Raw genomic sequence first — 16,918 nt, 5'->3', positions numbered from 1 at the left:
CGGGGGAGGCGGGCCGTGTTGTTTCGACCCGAGAGGTGTATGTGTCCAGGCTTGAAGCCGAAGACCTGTACAAGGTGTTCGGCAGACGACCCGATGAGGCTGTGGAGAAGCTCCGCAGTGGTGCAGACCGTGAGGAGCTGCGGGCCGAAGGAACCACCGCCGCCGTGATCGACGCGTCGTTCACGGTGGAGTCCGGCCAGATCTTCGTCGTCATGGGTCTGTCGGGATCCGGTAAGTCCACGCTCCTGCGGATGCTGAACGGACTCCTGGAGCCCACCGCGGGACACGTGCGCTTCGACGGTGAGGACCTGACTGCCCTGGCGCCCAAGGCGCTGCGCGACGTCCGCTCGCACAAGATCAGCATGGTGTTCCAGCACTTCGCGCTGTTCCCGCACCGCTCCGTGATGGAGAACGCGGGGTACGGACTGGAGGTGCAGGGCGTTCCGCGTGCCGAGCGCGAGGAGCGGGCGGTCGAGGCGCTGCGGCTGGCGGGTCTTGAGGGGTGGGAGAAGTCCTTCCCCGACGAGCTGTCCGGCGGTATGCAGCAGCGTGTGGGTCTGGCCCGCGCGCTGGCCACCGACGCGGATCTGCTGCTGATGGACGAGTCCTTCAGTGCGCTGGACCCGCTGATCCGGCGTGACATGCAGGACCAGCTCCTTGAGCTGCAGAAGACGCTGAAGAAGACGATCGTCTTCATCACCCACGACCTCAACGAGGCCATGCGTCTGGGCGACAACATCGCGGTCATGCGTGACGGGCGGATCGTCCAGATCGGTTCGGCCGAGGACATCCTCGTCACGCCGGCCAACGACTACGTGGCCTCCTTCACCCAGGACGTCGACCGTTCCCGCGTGCTGAGCGCGCGGGCGATCATGGCCGACGCCGAAGACGGCTACGACATGGCCGACGCCCCGGCGAAGATCCACCAGGACGCGCCGATCATCGAGCTGTTCACGCCGTGCTCGACGAGCGAGATACCCGTCGCCGTCGTCGACGACGAGGGCGAACTCCAGGGTGTGGTGCCGCGCGAGCGGCTGCTCGCCGTGCTCGGTGAGCCGATGAAGACCGTCGAGAACGGTACGAACGGTGAGGCCGCCGGCCTCACGAAGGACAAGAAGGACGCCGTCCCGTCGCCGCGTGGCGAGGGCGACGAGCCTGCCGAGAAGGTGAATGCCGGTGCCTAGGATTCCCTTCGGTGACTGGGTCAACAGCATCGTCCAGTGGATGCTGACCCACCTGGACTGGCTGTTCGGCTTCTTCGAGAGCATCTTCAACGGCGTCTACGACGGTCTGAGCGAGGTGCTCCAGGCGCCTGAGCCGCTGCTGCTGGCGGGCATCTTCGCCGTCATCGCGTTCTGGCTGCGCGGCACACTCGGCGCCGTACTGACGTTCATCGGGTTCTGGTTCATCCAGAACCTGGAACTGTGGGACGACGCGATGCTCACGCTGTCGCTCGTCCTCGTGTCGACGATCATCGCGTTGATCATCGGTGTGCCGCTGGGTATCTGGGCGGCGCGCTCGAACCGGGTCAGCAATCTGTTCCGTCCGGTCCTCGACCTGATGCAGACGCTGCCGGCGATGGTCTACCTGATCCCGGCCATTCTGTTCTTCGGCTCGGGTGCACCGGCCGGTATCGTCGCGACGCTGATCTTCGCGGTGCCGCCGGGCGTGCGTATGACCGAGCTGGGTATCCGGCAGGTCGACAAGGAGCTGGTGGAGGCGGCCGACGCGTTCGGTACCAAGCCCAGCAACACCCTGTGGCGCGTGCAGCTGCCCCTGGCGCTGCCGACGATCATGGCGGGTGTCAACCAGGTCATCATGCTGGGCCTGTCGATGGCCGCGATCGCGGGCATGGTCGGCACCGGTGGTCTCGGTGGCGCTGTCAACGAGGCCATCGGCCAGCTCAACGTGGGTCTGGGTGCCGAGGCCGGTATCTCGATCGTGATCCTGGCGGTCTACCTGGACCGTATGACCAGCTCGCTGGGTCAGCAGGTCTCCCCGCTGGGGCGGCGCGCTCTGGCGAAGCTGCGGGTCGCGCACGGTCTGAAGATCTGGTCGTACCGTCCCCGTCCGGCGGTCGCCGTGGTCGGTGTCGTCGTTCTCGCGCTGGTCGCGGGCGGCATGGGCATGTTCGGCCAGAACAACGCCGCCACCTCCCCGGCCGCCACGTCCACGAACGTGGGCCAGGGCAAGAAGATCTCCATCGGCTACATCCCGTGGGACGAGGGCGTCGCCTCGACGTTCCTGTGGAAGGAGATCCTCGAACAGCGCGGTTTCGACGTCGAGACCAAGCAGTTCGACGCAGGCCCGCTCTACACCTCGCTCGCCGACGGCAGCGTCGACTTCCAGACCGACTCCTGGCTGCCGACGACGCACGAGCAGTACTGGAAGAAGTACGGCGACAAGCTTGAGGACCTGGGTTCCTGGTACGGGCCCACGTCCCTTGAGCTGGCTGTGCCGTCCTACATGAAGGACATCAAGTCCATGGAGGACTTGAAGGGCCAGGCCGACAAGTTCGACGGCAAGATCACCGGCATCGAGGCCAGCGCCGGTGAGATGCAGCTGCTGAAGAGCAAGGTCCTCAAGGCCTACGGCCTCGACAAGGAGTACAAGGTCGTCGACAGCTCCACGCCGGCGATGCTGGCGCAGCTGAAGCGTGCGTACGCCGCGAAGAAGCCGATCGCCACGACGCTGTGGTCGCCGCACTGGGCGTACAACGACTACAAGCTCACCAAGCTCAAGGACCCGAAGGGTGCCTGGGGCAAGGGCGACGGGGTGCACTCGCTGGCCCGCAAGGGCTTCGGCAAGGAGTTCCCCGAGGTCAACAAGTGGGTCAAGGACTTCAAGATGAGCGAGACGCAGCTCACGAGTCTTGAGGCCGAGATCAACAAGGTCGGCAAGGGCAAGCAGCAGGACGCCGTCAAGGCGTGGCTGAAGAAGAACCCCGGCTTCGTCAACAAGGTGGCCCCCGTCAAGCAGGGGCCTCCGGCCGAGGCCAAGCGCCCGGTGAACGTCGCGTGGTTCCCGTGGGACGAGGACGTCGCGGTCACGTACCTCTGGAAGAACGTTCTGCAGAAGAAGGGCTACAAGCTCAATCTGAAGCAGATGGACGTCGGCCCGGTCTACACCGGCCTCGCCAGTGGTGACCTGGACGTCAACTTCGACGCCTGGCTGCCGCACGCGCAGAAGAACTACTGGGATGCCAACAAGGACAAGCTCAAGGACCTGGGCACCTGGTACAGCCCGACCTCCTTGGAAGTCGCTGTCCCGTCCTACGTGAAGGGCATCAAGTCCCTCGCGGACCTGAAGGGCAAGAGCAAGACCTTCGACGGGAAGATCATCGGTATCGAGCCCGGTACCGGCGTCATGAGCACCGCCAAGAAGGACGTGCTGCCGGGCTACGGCCTGGACAAGGAGTACAAGGTCGTCGACGGCTCCACGCCGGCGATGCTGGCCGAGCTCAAGCGCGCGTACGCCAAGAAGGAGCCGGTCGCGGTTCTGCTCTGGTCGCCGCACTGGGCGTACAGCGACTACAAGCTGACGAAGCTGGCCGACCCGAAGAAGAAGTTCGGTGAGGGCAACACGATCCGGACGATCTCCAACAAGGACTTCCCCAGCAAGTACCCGCAGCTCACGAAGTGGTTCAAGAACTTCAAGATGAGCGAGGACGAGCTGGCGAGCCTGGAGTCCGTGATCAAGAAGCAGGGTCAGGGGCACGAGGAGGAAGCCGTCTCCACGTGGCTCAAGACGCACCAGGACGTCGCGAAGCGGATGACCGCTTCCTGACCGTCTGACGCGTGATCGCCCGTGAGGGGCGGGTTCCCGAGAGGGGCCCGCCCCTCACGGCGTTTGTGGCGCTCACATGAAACCGCGGGGTGAACATGCGTAGGGTGCATTCAAACGAATCGGGCACATCAAGAAGTGGGAGGGAGCGGACGTCATGGACGAACACAAGGAATCACTTCGCGTGGGCGCGGCCGTCCGACGCCGCCGCCGCTCCCTCGAACTGACCCTTTCGGCCGTCGCCGAGCGCAGCGGCCTGTCGGTGCCGTTCCTCAGCCAGGTCGAGAACGAGCGGGCGCGGCCCAGCCGCCGCTCCCTGGAGAAGGTCGCCGACGCGCTCGGCACCACCGCCGTCGAGCTCCTCGCCGCCGCCGACCCGGCCCGCACCGTGGACCTGGTGCGCGCGGACGACACCTCCGTGGAGAGCGGTACCGGCGAGGACGCGGAGGGGTTCGTCGTACGGTCCCTGGTCCGCGGTCACCACCAGATGCACGCCCAGGAGTTCGTCGGCGACCACGATCCGGGCCGCGAGTTCCAGCTCCGCAACGACGTGCTGATGTATGTGACGCAGGGCGCCGTGGAGGTCGAGGCGGAGGGGCGCGCGTACCGGCTCGTCCGCGGTGACACCCTGTACCTGACCGGTGGCGTGCGGCACCGGTGGCGGGCGACCGTGCCGGACGCGCGCGTGGTCGTCGTGGCCGTCGCCGAGCACATCGACGCGGTCGACGAGCCGGGACCGAAGTAGGCCCGCCGCCGTGCGCGTCGTCTCGCTGGTGCCGTCGCTGACGGAGGCGGTCGCCGTGACGCTGCCCGGGGTGCTCGTCGGCGTGACCGACTGGTGCACACATCCGCCCGATCTCGACGTGGCCAGGATCGGCGGCACCAAGAACCCCGACGTACGAGCGGTTCTCGCGCTGCGTCCGGACCTGGTCGTCGCCAACGAGGAGGAGAACCGGCCGGCCGACATCGCCGACCTGCGCGCGTCCGGCGTCGAGGTGCTGGTCACCGAGGTGCGTGAACTGCCGCAGGCCGTACGGGAGTTGGACTGGCTGCTGCGGGCGTGCGGGGCGGTGACGCGGCCGCGGTGGCTGGACGCCGCGGAGGCCGCCTGGGACCGACTGCCCACCCCTGAGCGCAGGTTGTCGGCCGTCGTGCCGATCTGGCGGCGGCCGTGGATGGTGCTCGGCCGGGACACCTTCGCGGGGGACCTCCTGGCCCGGCTCGGCGTCGACAACGTGTACGCGGGCCACGCCGAGCGCTATCCACGCATCGCGCTCGACGAACTCCGCGCCCGGAACCCGGACGTGGTGATCCTCCCGGACGAGCCGTACCGCTTCACGGCGGACGACGGACCGGAGTGCTTCGAGGGGGCGAGCGTGCTGGTCGGCGGACGCCATCTGACGTGGTACGGGCCGTCGTTGGCGGAGGCGGCGGGGGAACTCAGCTCGGCGCTGCGAGCAGCCGCCCGCTGAGCAGACCGCGCCCCGTGTGGACCGCGGCAACGGTCCAGATCGCCACCAACCCCACGTACAGCACGACGGCCAGACCGTCGAACACCGCGAGGCCCGTGTGCTTGCCCAGGCCCTCCGCGCCGGTCACGCACGTGCCGACGGGGAAGGTGAACGCCCACCACGTCATCGCGAAGCGCATGCCCCGGCGGCGCGCCCGCAGCACCATCGCGAGGGCGAGCGCCAGCCACATCAGGGCGAAGCCCAGCACCGGAACCCCGTACAGGACGGCGAACGCGGTGAAGCCGTGCGCGTACGAGGCGGGGAGCACGCCGCCCGCGACGTCGGCGAACTTGTTGGCGGCCGTCGTCGACTGGCCCAGCGGGCCGAGCACGAGGAACAGCGTCGGAGTGAGCAGCAGCGGCAGCGGGCCCGCCGTGACGAGCCGCGTGAAGATCACCGGCAGCATGACCAGGGTCGCGAGCAGGCTCAGGCCGAACATGGCGTAGCAGGCGAACAGCAGCGTCTGCTGCGCCTGCCCGGACGGCAGATGCGGCAGCAGCAGCGGACCCACGGCCGCGGACACCATCGGCGCGACGACCGGCAGCAGCCACACCGGCGAGGCATCATCGGCGGCGATGCGGTGGCGGACCACCATCAGATACGGGATGGCGACCGCGGCGACGAGCCCGATGGCCGTGCCGACCACGAACAGCACCGCGTCCACGGCGACCGCCGCATCGAGGCCGATCCAGTCCTGTCCTACGAGTACCGTCCCCGCGCCCACCGCGAGGAGCGCCATCGAGAGGCAGCCGTAGAACGGCGCGGCCGTCGGGTCGAGCAGCTGCTCCCTGGCCCGGTCGCGGTGGTGCGTCCAGTGCAGGGCGCGGGCGCCGAGGAGGACGAGGAGCAGCGCGAACGACAGGGCCCACACCACCGTGAGGGCGGTGCGCAGGCCCGTGAACTGGACGGGCAGCGTGGCGCCCCCGTTGGCGATGATCGCGGTGCCCATGACGGAGGCGTACCAGTTCGGGCCGAGCTGCCGGACGGCGGCGCGGACGCCGGTCATCGGGAGGGGGAGGGGACGGGGCGCGGAGTGGGCGGCAGTGACCATGGTCCTACGGTCCCGCCGGCCATCGGCCCCCACCAGGGGCGATCGCGCTATGAGCGCATAACCTGGCCTTATGAGCCAGGAGTACACAGGGATCACGGAGCAGGCACCGGACGCGGGGCTCGCCCACCGCGTGCCCGAACTCGGCGCGCTGCAACTGCTTCTCGCGGTGGCCCGCCTCGGCAGTCTCGGCGCCGCCGCCCGTTCCCTCGGCATCACGCAGCCCGCCGCGAGCAGCCGGATCCGGTCGATGGAGCGGCAGCTCGGGCTCGCCCTCGTCGACCGCTCGCCGCGCGGCTCCCGGCTCACCGACAGCGGCGCGCTCGTCACGGACTGGGCCCGGCCCATCGTGGAGGCGGCCGAGCAGTTCGACGCGGGGGCGTCGGCGCTGCGGGACCGGCGCGACTCGCGGCTGAGGGTGGCGGCGAGCATGACGATCGCCGAGTATCTGCTGCCGCGCTGGCTGATCGCGCTGCGCGCCGAGCGGCCCGACACGGCGGTGTCGCTGCTCGCGGGGAACTCGACGGTGGTCGCGGAGCGGCTGCTCGGCGGTGAGGCGGACCTCGGGTTCGTGGAGGGGCGCACGGTCCCCGCGGGGCTCGACTCGGCGGTCATCGCGCACGACCGGCTGATCGTGGTGACCGCGCCGGGGCACCCTTGGGCGCGTCGCCGTAAGCCGCTGGCCGCGGGGGAGCTGGCCGTCACCCCGCTCATTCTGCGGGAGGAGGGGTCGGGGACGCGGCAGGTGCTCGACGCGGCGCTCGGCGGGCTCGCCCGGCCGTTGATCGAGTTGTCGTCGACGACCGCGGTGAAGTCGGCGGCGGTGAGTGGGGCGGGGCCCTCCGTGCTGAGCGAGTTGGCGGTGGGGGAGGAGTTGGCGGGGCGGCGGCTCGTGGAGATTCCGTTGGAGGGGGCGGAACTGGCGCGGGAGCTGCGGGCGGTGTGGCCGACGGGTCACCGTCCGGTGGGCCCTGCGAGGGACCTGCTGTCGCTGACCCGATCTGGGTGAGGCCGCGGCGGGGTTGCGGTCGCGGGGCTCTGCCCCGGACCCCGCTGCTCAATCGCCGCAGGGGCTTGATGTGGGCACTCGCCGCCGAGGCTGCTTGGTGGGACATTCGCCGCCGGGACTGCTTGATGGGTCACTCGCCGTTGAGGCTGCTTGATGTGGGCACTCGCCGCCAGGGCTGTTTGGTGTGGGCGCTCGCCGTCGAGACCGCATGAAATGGTCACTCGCAGCCGAGCGGGGCGAGTGAAACCGGGTGGCGGGACGATGGTCGTCGGCGGGACCATCGCTTCATGAACTCTGCGCCTTCCGCCGCCGGTGTGCGTGCTCCCTGGAGTGCGTTGCCCGGGGCTGTCCGTATCGGGGTCGAGGAAGTGCTCGGTGCCGCCGTTGTGGAGGCTGTGACGCAGGTCGGGGGGTTTTCGCCCGGGGTCGCCGCGCGGGTCGTGCTTGCTGACGGGCGGCGGGCGTTCGTGAAGGCGGTCAGTGGTGAGGTGAATCCGGTCAGCCCGCGCTTTCACCGCCGGGAGGCGCGGAACGCCGCCGCGCTGCCGGACGGGGTGCCCGCTCCGCGGTTGCTCGGTGCGTACGACGACGGGACCTGGGTGGCCCTCGCCTTCGAGGACGTGGAGGGGCGGCAGCCCCATGTGCCGTGGCGGGCAGGGGAGTTGGGGCGGGTGCTGGAAGGCGTGGGGGAGCTGGCCCGTGTTCTCACGCCTGCCCCGTTCCCCGCACGCGCCGTCGGTGAGGAGCTCGGTGAGCGTTTCAACGGGTGGCGGGTGCTGCTCGACGAGGGGCGGGTGGCGGATGCGGGGCTTGATCCGTGGGCCGTTCGTCACGTCGAGTGGCTGTCCGAACTCGCCGCGCCTTGGGGCGGGTTCGCGTCCGGTGACACGCTCGCGCACGCGGACCTGCGCGCCGACAACATCCTGCTCACCGAGCGCGACGTCGTCTTCGTGGACTGGCCGCACGCCCTGCGCGCCGCTCCCTGGTTCGACCTGCTGCTCATGCTGCCGTGCGTACGGGCGCAGGGCGGGCCCGACCCCGAAGTGGTGTTCGCAGGGCACCCGTTGGGGCGTGCGGCCGACCCGGAGGGTGTCACCCGGACGCTCGCCGCGCTCGCCGGGTTCTTCCTGGAGCACGCGGCCAGGCCCGCGCCGTCCGGCCTGCCCACCCTCCGGCCCTTCCAGCGCGCGCAGGGCGCCGCCGCACTGGCCTGGCTGACGACCCGGCTCAGAAACCGTGCGGCGTACCCGCTGCCCGTACCAGACCTTCCGTGACCCGGGCGTCCTCGCCCATCTCGGGGTGCCACTGCACGCCCATCACCCAGGACATGCCGGGGAGTTCGACCGCCTCCACCGTGCCGTCGTCCGCGTGGGCCGAGGCGACGAGGCCCTTGCCGAGGCGGTCGACCGCCTGGTGGTGGTAGGTCGGGACCTCGGCGGGCTCCGGGACGAGGTCGCCGTAGCGCGTGCCCGGCACCGGAGTGACGGTGTGGGTGCCGAAGGTGCCCGTCTCCTTCACGTGGCCCTCGATGTGCTGCGTGAGCGTGCCGCCCAGGGCGACGTTCAGGAGCTGCATGCCGCGGCAGATGCCGAGCAGCGGCGTGCCGGACGTCAACGCGGCCCGGATCAGGGCGAGTTCCCACGTGTCCCGCTCCCCGGCGGCGGGCCCCGTGCGCGGGTCGCGCTCCGCGCCGTACCGGACCGGATCCACGTCCGGGCCGCCCGCGATGATCACCCCGTCGAGCCGGGCCACCACCGACGGCGCGTGCTTCGGGTCGTCCGGGGGTGTCATCGCGGCGAGGCCGCCGGACTCCTGCACGAGCCGCGGGTAACCGATGGGCAGCAGCGCCGCGGGAAGCTCCCAGATGCCCCAACTGGCCTTGCTCTCCAGGTAGGTGCTGATGCCGATCAGCGGCCTGCTCACCATGGTGTCGCGCTCCCCGTTGCCGTTCCCCGATGCCGTACGTCCCGAGCACCCGAGCGTACGAGATCACGGAGCGCGCCACCGGGGCGTTCAGCATGCGGGCAGCGCCACCGGGGCAGTGTCCACTCGGCGTGCCACGTGGCTGCTTCCCAGGTGGCAGCCCGGCGATTACGTTGTGGTTCCGGTTCACCTGAGGAGGATCTTCCCGTGGCAGACCGCACACCCCCGCTGACCGTGGAGGAGCTGCACGCTCTCGTCAGAGGCGGAGAGATCGACACCGTGGTCCTGGCGTTCCCCGACATGCAGGGCCGCCTCCAGGGCAAGCGTTTCGCCGCCGGCTTCTTTCTCGACGAGGTCCTGGAGCACGGCACGGAGGGCTGCAACTACCTGCTCGCCGTCGACACCGACATGAACACCGTCGACGGCTACGCGATGTCCTCCTGGGACCGCGGCTACGGCGACTTCGCCATGCACCCCGACCTGTCGACCCTGCGCCGCGTCCCGTGGAACGCGGGCACGGCCATGCTCACCGCCGACCTCGCCTGGGAGGACGGCTCCCCGGTCGTCGCCGCGCCCCGGCAGATACTGCGCCGCCAGCTGGAGCGCCTCGCCGAGCTGGGGTTCACCGCCCAGGTCGGCACCGAACTCGAGTTCATCGTCTTCAAGGACACGTACGAGCACGCCTGGGACGCGAACTACCGGGGGCTCACACCCGCGAATCAGTACAACATCGACTACTCCGTCCTCGGCACCGGCCGCATCGAGCCTCTTCTGCGCCGCATCCGCAACGAGATGGCGGGCGCGGGCCTCACGGTCGAATCCGCAAAGGGGGAGTGCAACCCCGGGCAGCACGAGATCGCCTTCCGCTACGACGAGGCCCTCGCCACCTGCGACCAGCACGCGATCTACAAGACGGGCGCCAAGGAGATCGCCGCGCAGGAGGGCTGCTCGCTCACCTTCATGGCGAAGTACAACGAGCGGGAGGGGAACTCCTGCCATATCCATCTCTCGCTCGCCGACGCCGATGGTGTGAACGTGATGGCCGGGCCCGGCGGGCACGGCATGTCGGAGCTCATGCGGCACTTCCTCGCCGGGCAGCTCGCCGCACTGCGCGACTTCTCCCTCCTCTACGCGCCGAACATCAACTCCTACAAGCGGTTCCAGCCGGGCTCCTTCGCACCGACCGCCGTCGCCTGGGGGCACGACAACCGCACCTGTTCGCTGCGCGTCGTCGGCCACGGCCGCTCGACCCGCTTCGAGAACCGGCTCCCGGGCGGGGACGTCAACCCGTATCTCGCGGTGGCGGGGCTCGTGGCGGCGGGCCTGTACGGGGTGGAGAACAAGCTGGAACTCCCCGAGGCCTGCGCGGGCAACGCCTACACCGCCGACTACGCGCACGTCCCCTCCACCCTGCGCGAGGCCGCCGAGCTCTGGGAGAACAGCCCGCTCGCCAAGGCCGCCTTCGGCGACGAGGTCGTCGCCCACTACCGCAACATGGCGCGCGTCGAGCTCGACGCCTACGACGCCGCCGTGACCGACTGGGAACTCCGCCGGGGATTCGAGAGGCTGTGACGCCGTGAAGGGGAGCGCCTTGCTGCACGTACTGAACCCGGCCACGGAAGAGCTCGTGGCCACGATCCCGCCCGCCACCCGCGAGGACGTCGACACCGCCGTCGTCCGTGCCACCGGCGCCCAGCGCGCCTGGTCGGCGGCCGCCCCCGCCGACCGGGCCCGGCTGCTGCGCCGCTTCGCCGCCACCGTCGACCAACACCTCGAAGAACTCGCCCAGTTGGAGGTCAGCGAGGCCGGTCACCTCATCGGCAACGCCCGCTGGGAGGCCGGCAACGTACGCGACCTCCTGGAGTACGCGGCCGGGGGCGTCGAGCGACTGACCGGACGTCAGATCCCGGTGACCGGCGGCCTCGACATCACGCTCCTCGAACCGCTCGGCGTCGTCGGCGTCATCGCGCCGTGGAACTTCCCGATGCCGATCGCCGCCTGGGGCACGGCCCCGGCCCTCGCGGCGGGCAACGCGGTGCTCCTCAAGCCCGCCGAGACGACCCCGCTGACCGCTCTGCGGCTCGCCGAACTCGCCCTGGAGGCGGGGCTTCCCGAGGGGCTGTTCCAGGTGCTCCCGGGGGAGGGGCCCGTGGCCGGGGACGCCCTCGTCGAGCATCCGGGCGTCGCCAAGATCGTGTTCACCGGGTCCGCACGCGTCGGCAAGCAGGTCATGGCCAAGTGCGCGGACCGCGTCAAGCGCGTGACCCTCGAACTCGGCGGCAAGAGCCCGAACATCGTGTTCGCCGACGCGGACGTCGAGGCCGCTGCGCTGGCCACCCCCATGTCGTTCCTCGACAACTCCGGCCAGGACTGCTGCGCCCGCACCCGCATCCTCGTACAGCGATCCGTGTACGAGCGGTACCTGGAGCTGCTCGCCCCGGCCGTGGAGTCGGTCCTCGTCGGCGACCCGTCCGACGAGAAGACGCAGATGGGGCCGCTCATCTCCAAGGCGCAGCTGGAGCGGGTGCGGTCCTACGTTCCGCTGTGCGAGCCCGCCATCAGGGGCGCGGCCCCGCAGGGACCCGGCTTCTGGTTCCCGCCCACCGTCCTCACCGGAACCGCTCCCGACGCGCCCGCCGCCGTCGAGGAGGTCTTCGGCCCGGTCGCCGTCGTCCTCCCCTTCGACGACGAGGCGGACGCCGTGCGCCTCGCCAACGCCACCGACTACGGCCTCGCCGGTTCGATCTGGACCCGCGACGTGGGCCGCGCCCTGCGCGTCTCCCAGGCCGTCCGGGCGGGCAATCTGTCCGTCAACTCTCATTCCGCGGTGCGCTATTGGACCCCGTTCGGCGGCTACCAGCAGTCCGGACTCGGCCGCGAACTCGGCCCTGACGCCCTCGCCGCCTTCACCGAGACCAAGAACGTCTTCATCAGCACGGAGAGCACGGAGGCCTGAACACCTTATGAGCGAAGACATCATCTGCCGCCGCCTCGTCGGCCGCACCGCCGTCATCACCGGCGCCGGCAGCGGCATCGGCCTCGCCACCGCGCGCCGGCTCGCCTCCGAGGGCGCGCACGTCGTCTGCGGCGACATCGACGAGAGCGCGGGCAAGAAGGCGGCCGAGGACGTCGGCGGGACCTTCGTGAAAGTCGACGTCACCGACTCCGAGCAGGTCGAGGCGCTGTTCAAGACCGCGTACGACACCTACGGCAGCGTCGACATCGCCTTCAACAACGCGGGCATCTCGCCGCCCGACGACGACTCGATCCTCGACACGGGCCTTGAGGCATGGAAGCGCGTCCAGGAGGTCAATCTGACCTCCGTGTACCTGTGCTGCAAGGCGGCCATCCCGTACATGCGGCGCCAGGGCAGGGGCTCCATCATCAACACGGCGTCGTTCGTGGCCCGGATGGGCGCCGCCACCTCGCAGATCTCCTACACCGCGTCCAAGGGCGGCGTCCTCGCCATGTCCCGCGAGCTGGGCGTGCAGTTCGCCCGCGAAGGTATCCGCGTGAACGCGCTCTGCCCCGGACCGGTCAACACCCCGCTCCTCCAGGAGCTGTTCGCCAAGGACCCCGAGCGGGCGGCGCGCCGGCTCGTGCACATCCCGGTCGGCCGGTTCGCCGAGGCGACGGAGATCGCGGCGGCCGTCGCCTTCCTCGCCAGCGACGACGCGGCGTTCGTGAACGCCACCGACTTCCTGGTGGACGGAGGCATTTCCGGCGCGTACGTGACACCGGTGTGAGAACTCTGTGGCCGCAGGGCTCATGCGTGTACGGTCCACTCACATGCGTAACAGACATGTTGCCGCGTGGACCTCGGTCGCGGCCGCCGCCCTCATGGCGGCCGCCGGCCTCGCCACACCCGCGGCCGCCGCCACGTCCGCACGGCCCACCGCCGCCAAGTGCCCCCAGCTGTCGACGAAACTGCCCTGGTACGGCCAGAACCGGGCCAAGCTCCAGCGCATGATCGACGAACGGGGAATCTGCGGCGGACACAAGGGCCCGCGTCCCGTCGCCGCGTTCGACTGGGACAACACCGTCGCCAAGAACGACGTCACCGACGCCGCCATCGCCTGGTCGCTCAAGCACGACAAGATCCTGCGGCCCGCGAGCTGGAAGAAGACCAGCAAGTGGATGACCGACGACGCCGACAAGGCACTCACCACCGCCTGCGGCACGGACGTCCCCGTGGGCGCACCGCTGCCCACCTCCACCGACACCGACTGCACGGACGAGATCTTCAACATCCGTGAGTCCGGCGAGACGATGAGCGGCGCCGCCGCCTTCGCGGGCGAGTGGAACCACCGCCGCACCGTGCCCCAGTACGCCTGGGTGCCGCAGCTGTTCGCGGGCCACACCGTCCCAGAACTGGAGTCGTACGCCGCCGCCGCCCGCACCGAGGCGCTCGCCGCGCCCGTCGGCTCCAAGCAGAAGCTGGGCACGCACACCATCCCCGGCTACGTGCGCTATTACGAGCAGCAGCGCGACCTGATCCGTACGCTCCAGCGGGCCGGATTCGACGTCTACATCGTGTCCGCCGGATCCGAGCCGGTGACCGAGGTGTGGTCGCGGGGCGTCGGCATCGACCGGGGGCACACCATCGCCATCCGCTCGGTCCTCGACCGCGAGGGCCGCATCACCACGTACAACGAGGGCTGCGGCGGCGTCGGCGTGAACAAGGGCGAGGCCATCCCGTACATCGACGGCAAGCGGTGCTGGATCAACCAGGACATCTTCCACATCAAGGGGAAGTCGGCCTGGGAGAAGCAGCGCTGGGACAAGCGCATCGCGCTCGGCGGCGGTGACGCCGACACCGACGTGACCTTCGTCGGCGACGCGACCGGCGCCCACCTCGTCCTCAACCGCAACAAGCCCGAGATCATGTGCCGGGCCTACGACAACGCCGACGGACGCTGGGTCGCCAACCCGATGTTCATCGAGCCGTTGCCGCGGAAGACGGGCACGTACCCGTGCTCCACGGCCGGTCACAACAAGCCGGAGGGCGGCTTCGGGCCGCTGCTCAGGGACGACGGCTCGGTCGTCCCCGACCAGGTCGACTCGATCTTCTGAGCCCTGCGTCGATGGGTGAGGGCTACAGGAACGTGTAGCCCTCACCCCGGTACGTCGGCACCGACTCCGTGATCCGGTCGCCCGACACCAGGTGCAGCGACTCGAACCGCTCGCACAGCTCCCCGGCCTTCGCGTGCCGGAACCACACCTTGTCCCCGATGAGCAGATCGTCGGCGGGCGAGCCGAGCAGCGGCGTCTGCACCTCGCCGGGGCCCTCCTGCGCGTCGTAGCGCAGCCCCTCCGGCAGATACGGCACCGGCAGCCGGTCGGCGCCCGCGGCGCCCGAGGCCGGATAGCCGCCGCCGAGCACGGTGACGACACCCACGCCCGGCCTGCGCACCACCGGCTGCGCGAACAGCGCGGCCGGACGCCCGGTGAACGACGTGTAGTTGTCGAACAGCCGCGGGACGTAGAGCCCCGAGCCCGCCGCGATCTCGGTCACGGCCGCCTCCGCCGCCGTGTGCTGCACGCTCCCCGTGCCGCCCCCGTTCACGAACTCCAGGTCAGGCGCCACGGACCGCACCGCGCGCACCACTTCCGCCCGCCGCACCGCCAGCTCCTTGCGCGCCGCGGCCTGCATGAGCCGGATCGCCCGCGAACGCACCGGCCGCCCGGCGAGCGAGTCCCCGACGCCCGCGACATGCCCCTCGTACGCCATGATCCCCGCCAGCCGGAAGCCGGGGCGGCGGGTCACGACGCGGGCCAGGTCCGCGAGTTGGGAGGGCGTACGCAGGGGTGACCTGAGCGCGCCGACCCGGACCCGGCCGCCGAGCGTGCGCCACGAGGTGTCCAGCTCCACGCAGACCCGGATCTCCTCGCGGCCCCCGTCCCGAGCGCCCTCGATCAGCCGCAACTGGGCCGGATCGTCGACCATCACGGTCACGGCCGCCGCCAGCTTCGGGTCGTGCGCCAGCTCCGCGAAGCCGGAGCGGTCGGCGGAGGGGTAGGCGAGGAGCACGTCGTCGAACCCGGAGCGCGCGAGCCACAGCGACTCGGCGAGGGTGAACGACATGATCCCGGCGAAGCCCGGCCTCGCGAGCACCCGTTCCAACAGGGCGCGGCAGCGCACGGACTTGCTGGCGACGCGGATCGGCTTTCCGGCGGCCCGGCGCACCAGGTCGTCGGCGTTGGCGTCGAACGCGTCCAGGTCCACGATGGCCAGAGGGGCGTCGAGATGAGCGGTGGCCCGGTCGTACCGGGCCCGATCGGCGGCGCGCGGTGTCATGGGCGAAGCCTGCCAGACAGGATTACCGCAGGGTAGGGGGACGGATGGTGATGGATCGGTCGATCCCGTGTGCGGAGTACGCGTTGACCTGGTCGGGCCCGTTAGAGTGACGCCCACGTTGGCTTGAGAAGACGGGGGAGGCATGAGTACGGAAGCCCGACGCGTTCCGCCGCGCCCTGCCGGCCCGCCCCAGCCCACCGAACTTCCCCCCACGGCCCCACCGTTGCCCTCCATACCCCCACCGCCCCCGGCCCCGTCGACCCGGCTCCCGGACGCGCCACCAGCCGCGTCGACGGGTGCCCCGCTTCCGCCGGAGGTTCCGGCCGAGTCCACCACCCGGTTGCGCCCAGTACCCCCCGCCCCGGATGGGCAAAATCCAGCCCCTGCGGCGTTTGAGCAGCAGAGCCCCGCGACCGCACCCCCGGTCCCGCCCATGCCCCCCGTCCCACCACAGCCCTCCCGCCGCCCCATAGGCGCGGTCGACATGACCCCCCACCCGGAAACCGCCGGCAGGCCCTTCGTACGGTTCGCCCGCCCGGAGCACTACGACGACAGCACCACGCTCCTGCGCCCCGTCGGCACCCGCCTCACACCGCGGACCGCGGCCGTCGCGGCCTGCCTCGTGCTCGGCCTCGGCCTGATCGGCGGCGCCACGACGGGCTCCCTGCTCACCGGCGACAACAGCGGCCCGCCGTCCGTACAGACCGCGTACCGCGAGGCGGGCCAGCTCTGGCACGGTGTCCCCGTCGACCAGCTGTTCCCGCGCACCCTCAAGGGCGAGGGCGCGGGCCCCGGCCGGGCCGACCGCACCTGGACGCGGATAGCGGTCGCCCCCGACACGACCTGCGCGGATGCCTTCGACCCGCTGCTGCACAAGGCGCTGCGCTCGGCCGGCTGTCTGCGCCTGCTGCGCGCCACGTACACCGACGCCACACAGAGCGGCGTCACCACGGTCGGCCTGATGTTCACCAAGGCCGACGCGGAGGCCACACAGGCGCTGCGCTCCCGCTTCATGGAGCAGGGCCTGGACCGGCGCGACGACCTCATGCCCCGGCCCTACGCCGCCAAGGGCACCCTCGCCGCCGGCTTCGGCGACCACCAGCGCGCGTCCTGGGCGATCAACATCCTCACCGACGCCCCCGTCGTCGTCTACGCGGTCTCCGGCTTCGCCGACGGCCGCACCGTCAGCGAGCCGCAACCCGCCGCCGACGCCATGAAACCCGGCGCCACCAGCGCCCCCGCGCAGGCGGGACTCGGCCACGACGCTCAGGGCGTCGCCGACCGGATCGAACGCGACCTGCGCAAGACGGTCAAGAAGGCCGCCGACCGGGACACGGAGCAGTAGG

Annotated in this window: 14 protein-coding genes; 11 read left to right on the top strand and 3 right to left on the bottom strand. The window is 70.6% G+C overall.

The features are described 5' to 3' along the window. The first annotated feature begins 41 nt into the window (after window positions 1-41). The 4 genes from ACFYWS_RS22620 (at window position 42) to ACFYWS_RS22605 (ending at window position 5,255) form a co-directional block, all read left to right on the top strand. Window positions 42-1,184: a glycine betaine/L-proline ABC transporter ATP-binding protein gene (locus ACFYWS_RS22620; protein ID WP_389279389.1), complete on the top strand. Its 1,143-nt coding sequence runs from the start codon at window positions 42-44 to the stop codon at window positions 1,182-1,184. Then, window positions 1,177-3,786 (top strand): ABC transporter permease/substrate binding protein, encoded by a 2,610-nt coding sequence (locus ACFYWS_RS22615; RefSeq protein WP_389279387.1) that lies wholly within the window; start codon window positions 1,177-1,179, stop codon window positions 3,784-3,786. Before ACFYWS_RS22620 ends, ACFYWS_RS22615 begins: the two co-directional genes overlap by 8 nt. Window positions 3,787-3,940: 154 nt before the next feature. Then, complete coding sequence (locus ACFYWS_RS22610) at window positions 3,941-4,528, top strand: helix-turn-helix domain-containing protein (RefSeq protein WP_389279385.1); 588 nt, start codon at window positions 3,941-3,943, stop codon at window positions 4,526-4,528. Between the two features lie 10 nt (window positions 4,529-4,538). Next, window positions 4,539-5,255 carry a helical backbone metal receptor gene (locus ACFYWS_RS22605; protein WP_389279383.1) on the top strand — a complete coding sequence of 239 codons (717 nt, stop codon included), beginning with the start codon at window positions 4,539-4,541 and terminating at the stop codon, window positions 5,253-5,255. Here the strand turns inward: ACFYWS_RS22605 and ACFYWS_RS22600 are convergent. Further along, a complete protein-coding gene (locus ACFYWS_RS22600; protein WP_389279381.1) occupies window positions 5,224-6,345 on the bottom strand; it encodes a TDT family transporter in 1,122 nt (373 codons plus the stop codon). The two genes, ACFYWS_RS22605 and ACFYWS_RS22600, sit on opposite strands and share 32 nt — an antisense overlap. Window positions 6,346-6,415: 70 nt before the next feature. On the opposite strand from ACFYWS_RS22600, the gene ACFYWS_RS22595 reads away from it, so the two are divergent. Both ACFYWS_RS22595 and ACFYWS_RS22590 read left to right on the top strand, forming a co-directional pair. Continuing rightward, entirely contained in the window at window positions 6,416-7,351 is a 936-nt protein-coding gene (locus ACFYWS_RS22595) for a LysR family transcriptional regulator (RefSeq protein WP_389279379.1), read from the top strand. Window positions 7,352-7,638: 287 nt separating this feature from the next. Next, window positions 7,639-8,625, top strand: coding sequence for a phosphotransferase family protein (locus ACFYWS_RS22590; RefSeq protein WP_389279377.1), 987 nt, complete (start codon window positions 7,639-7,641; stop codon window positions 8,623-8,625). Here the strand turns inward: ACFYWS_RS22590 and ACFYWS_RS22585 are convergent. After that, window positions 8,579-9,277, bottom strand: coding sequence for a gamma-glutamyl-gamma-aminobutyrate hydrolase family protein (locus ACFYWS_RS22585; protein WP_389279375.1), 699 nt, complete (start codon window positions 9,275-9,277; stop codon window positions 8,579-8,581). The two genes, ACFYWS_RS22590 and ACFYWS_RS22585, sit on opposite strands and share 47 nt — an antisense overlap. Window positions 9,278-9,481: 204 nt before the next feature. On the opposite strand from ACFYWS_RS22585, the gene ACFYWS_RS22580 reads away from it, so the two are divergent. The 4 genes from ACFYWS_RS22580 to ACFYWS_RS22565 are packed head-to-tail and all read left to right on the top strand — an operon-like array spanning window position 9,482 to window position 14,347. Continuing rightward, window positions 9,482-10,846 (top strand): glutamine synthetase family protein, encoded by a 1,365-nt coding sequence (locus ACFYWS_RS22580; RefSeq protein ID WP_389279373.1) that lies wholly within the window; start codon window positions 9,482-9,484, stop codon window positions 10,844-10,846. A 19-nt stretch (window positions 10,847-10,865) separates the two neighbouring features. Next, window positions 10,866-12,230 (top strand): aldehyde dehydrogenase family protein, encoded by a 1,365-nt coding sequence (locus tag ACFYWS_RS22575; RefSeq protein WP_389279371.1) that lies wholly within the window; start codon window positions 10,866-10,868, stop codon window positions 12,228-12,230. Window positions 12,231-12,237: 7 nt separating this feature from the next. Further along, a complete protein-coding gene (locus tag ACFYWS_RS22570) occupies window positions 12,238-13,020 on the top strand; it encodes a 3-oxoacyl-ACP reductase (RefSeq protein ID WP_389279369.1) in 783 nt (260 codons plus the stop codon). Between the two features lie 43 nt (window positions 13,021-13,063). Continuing rightward, window positions 13,064-14,347 (top strand): haloacid dehalogenase-like hydrolase, encoded by a 1,284-nt coding sequence (locus ACFYWS_RS22565; protein WP_389279367.1) that lies wholly within the window; start codon window positions 13,064-13,066, stop codon window positions 14,345-14,347. Window positions 14,348-14,369: 22 nt separating this feature from the next. Here ACFYWS_RS22565 and ACFYWS_RS22560 read toward each other — a convergent pair whose 3' ends face one another. After that, window positions 14,370-15,572: an amino acid deaminase/aldolase gene (locus tag ACFYWS_RS22560; protein ID WP_389279365.1), complete on the bottom strand. Its 1,203-nt coding sequence runs from the start codon at window positions 15,570-15,572 to the stop codon at window positions 14,370-14,372. 484 nt (window positions 15,573-16,056) lie between these two features. Here ACFYWS_RS22560 and ACFYWS_RS22555 point away from each other — a divergent pair, with 484 nt between their 5' ends. After that, window positions 16,057-16,917 carry a hypothetical protein gene (locus tag ACFYWS_RS22555; RefSeq protein WP_389279364.1) on the top strand — a complete coding sequence of 287 codons (861 nt, stop codon included), beginning with the start codon at window positions 16,057-16,059 and terminating at the stop codon, window positions 16,915-16,917. Window position 16,918 lies beyond the last annotated feature (1 nt).

The sequence above is a fragment of the Streptomyces sp. NPDC002795 genome, assembly GCF_042888725.1.
Lineage (GTDB): Bacteria > Actinomycetota > Actinomycetes > Streptomycetales > Streptomycetaceae > Streptomyces.
This window is presented reverse-complemented; position numbering and strand designations above follow the sequence as displayed.

Bases quoted from the DNA above. Each gene is read 5' to 3' on its own strand.
- ACFYWS_RS22610 (WP_389279385.1), top strand. From the start codon at position 3,941: ATGGACGAACACAAGGAATCACTTCGCGTGGGCGCGGCCGTCCGACGC.
- ACFYWS_RS22600 (WP_389279381.1), bottom strand. From the start codon at position 6,345: ATGGTCACTGCCGCCCACTCCGCGCCCCGTCCCCTCCCCCTCCCGATG.
- ACFYWS_RS22595 (WP_389279379.1), top strand. From the start codon at position 6,416: ATGAGCCAGGAGTACACAGGGATCACGGAGCAGGCACCGGACGCGGGG.
- ACFYWS_RS22590 (WP_389279377.1), top strand. From the start codon at position 7,639: ATGAACTCTGCGCCTTCCGCCGCCGGTGTGCGTGCTCCCTGGAGTGCG.
- ACFYWS_RS22585 (WP_389279375.1), bottom strand. From the start codon at position 9,277: ATGGTGAGCAGGCCGCTGATCGGCATCAGCACCTACCTGGAGAGCAAG.
- ACFYWS_RS22570 (WP_389279369.1), top strand. From the start codon at position 12,238: ATGAGCGAAGACATCATCTGCCGCCGCCTCGTCGGCCGCACCGCCGTC.
- ACFYWS_RS22565 (WP_389279367.1), top strand. From the start codon at position 13,064: ATGCGTAACAGACATGTTGCCGCGTGGACCTCGGTCGCGGCCGCCGCC.
- ACFYWS_RS22560 (WP_389279365.1), bottom strand. From the start codon at position 15,572: ATGACACCGCGCGCCGCCGATCGGGCCCGGTACGACCGGGCCACCGCT.
- ACFYWS_RS22555 (WP_389279364.1), top strand. From the start codon at position 16,057: ATGACCCCCCACCCGGAAACCGCCGGCAGGCCCTTCGTACGGTTCGCC.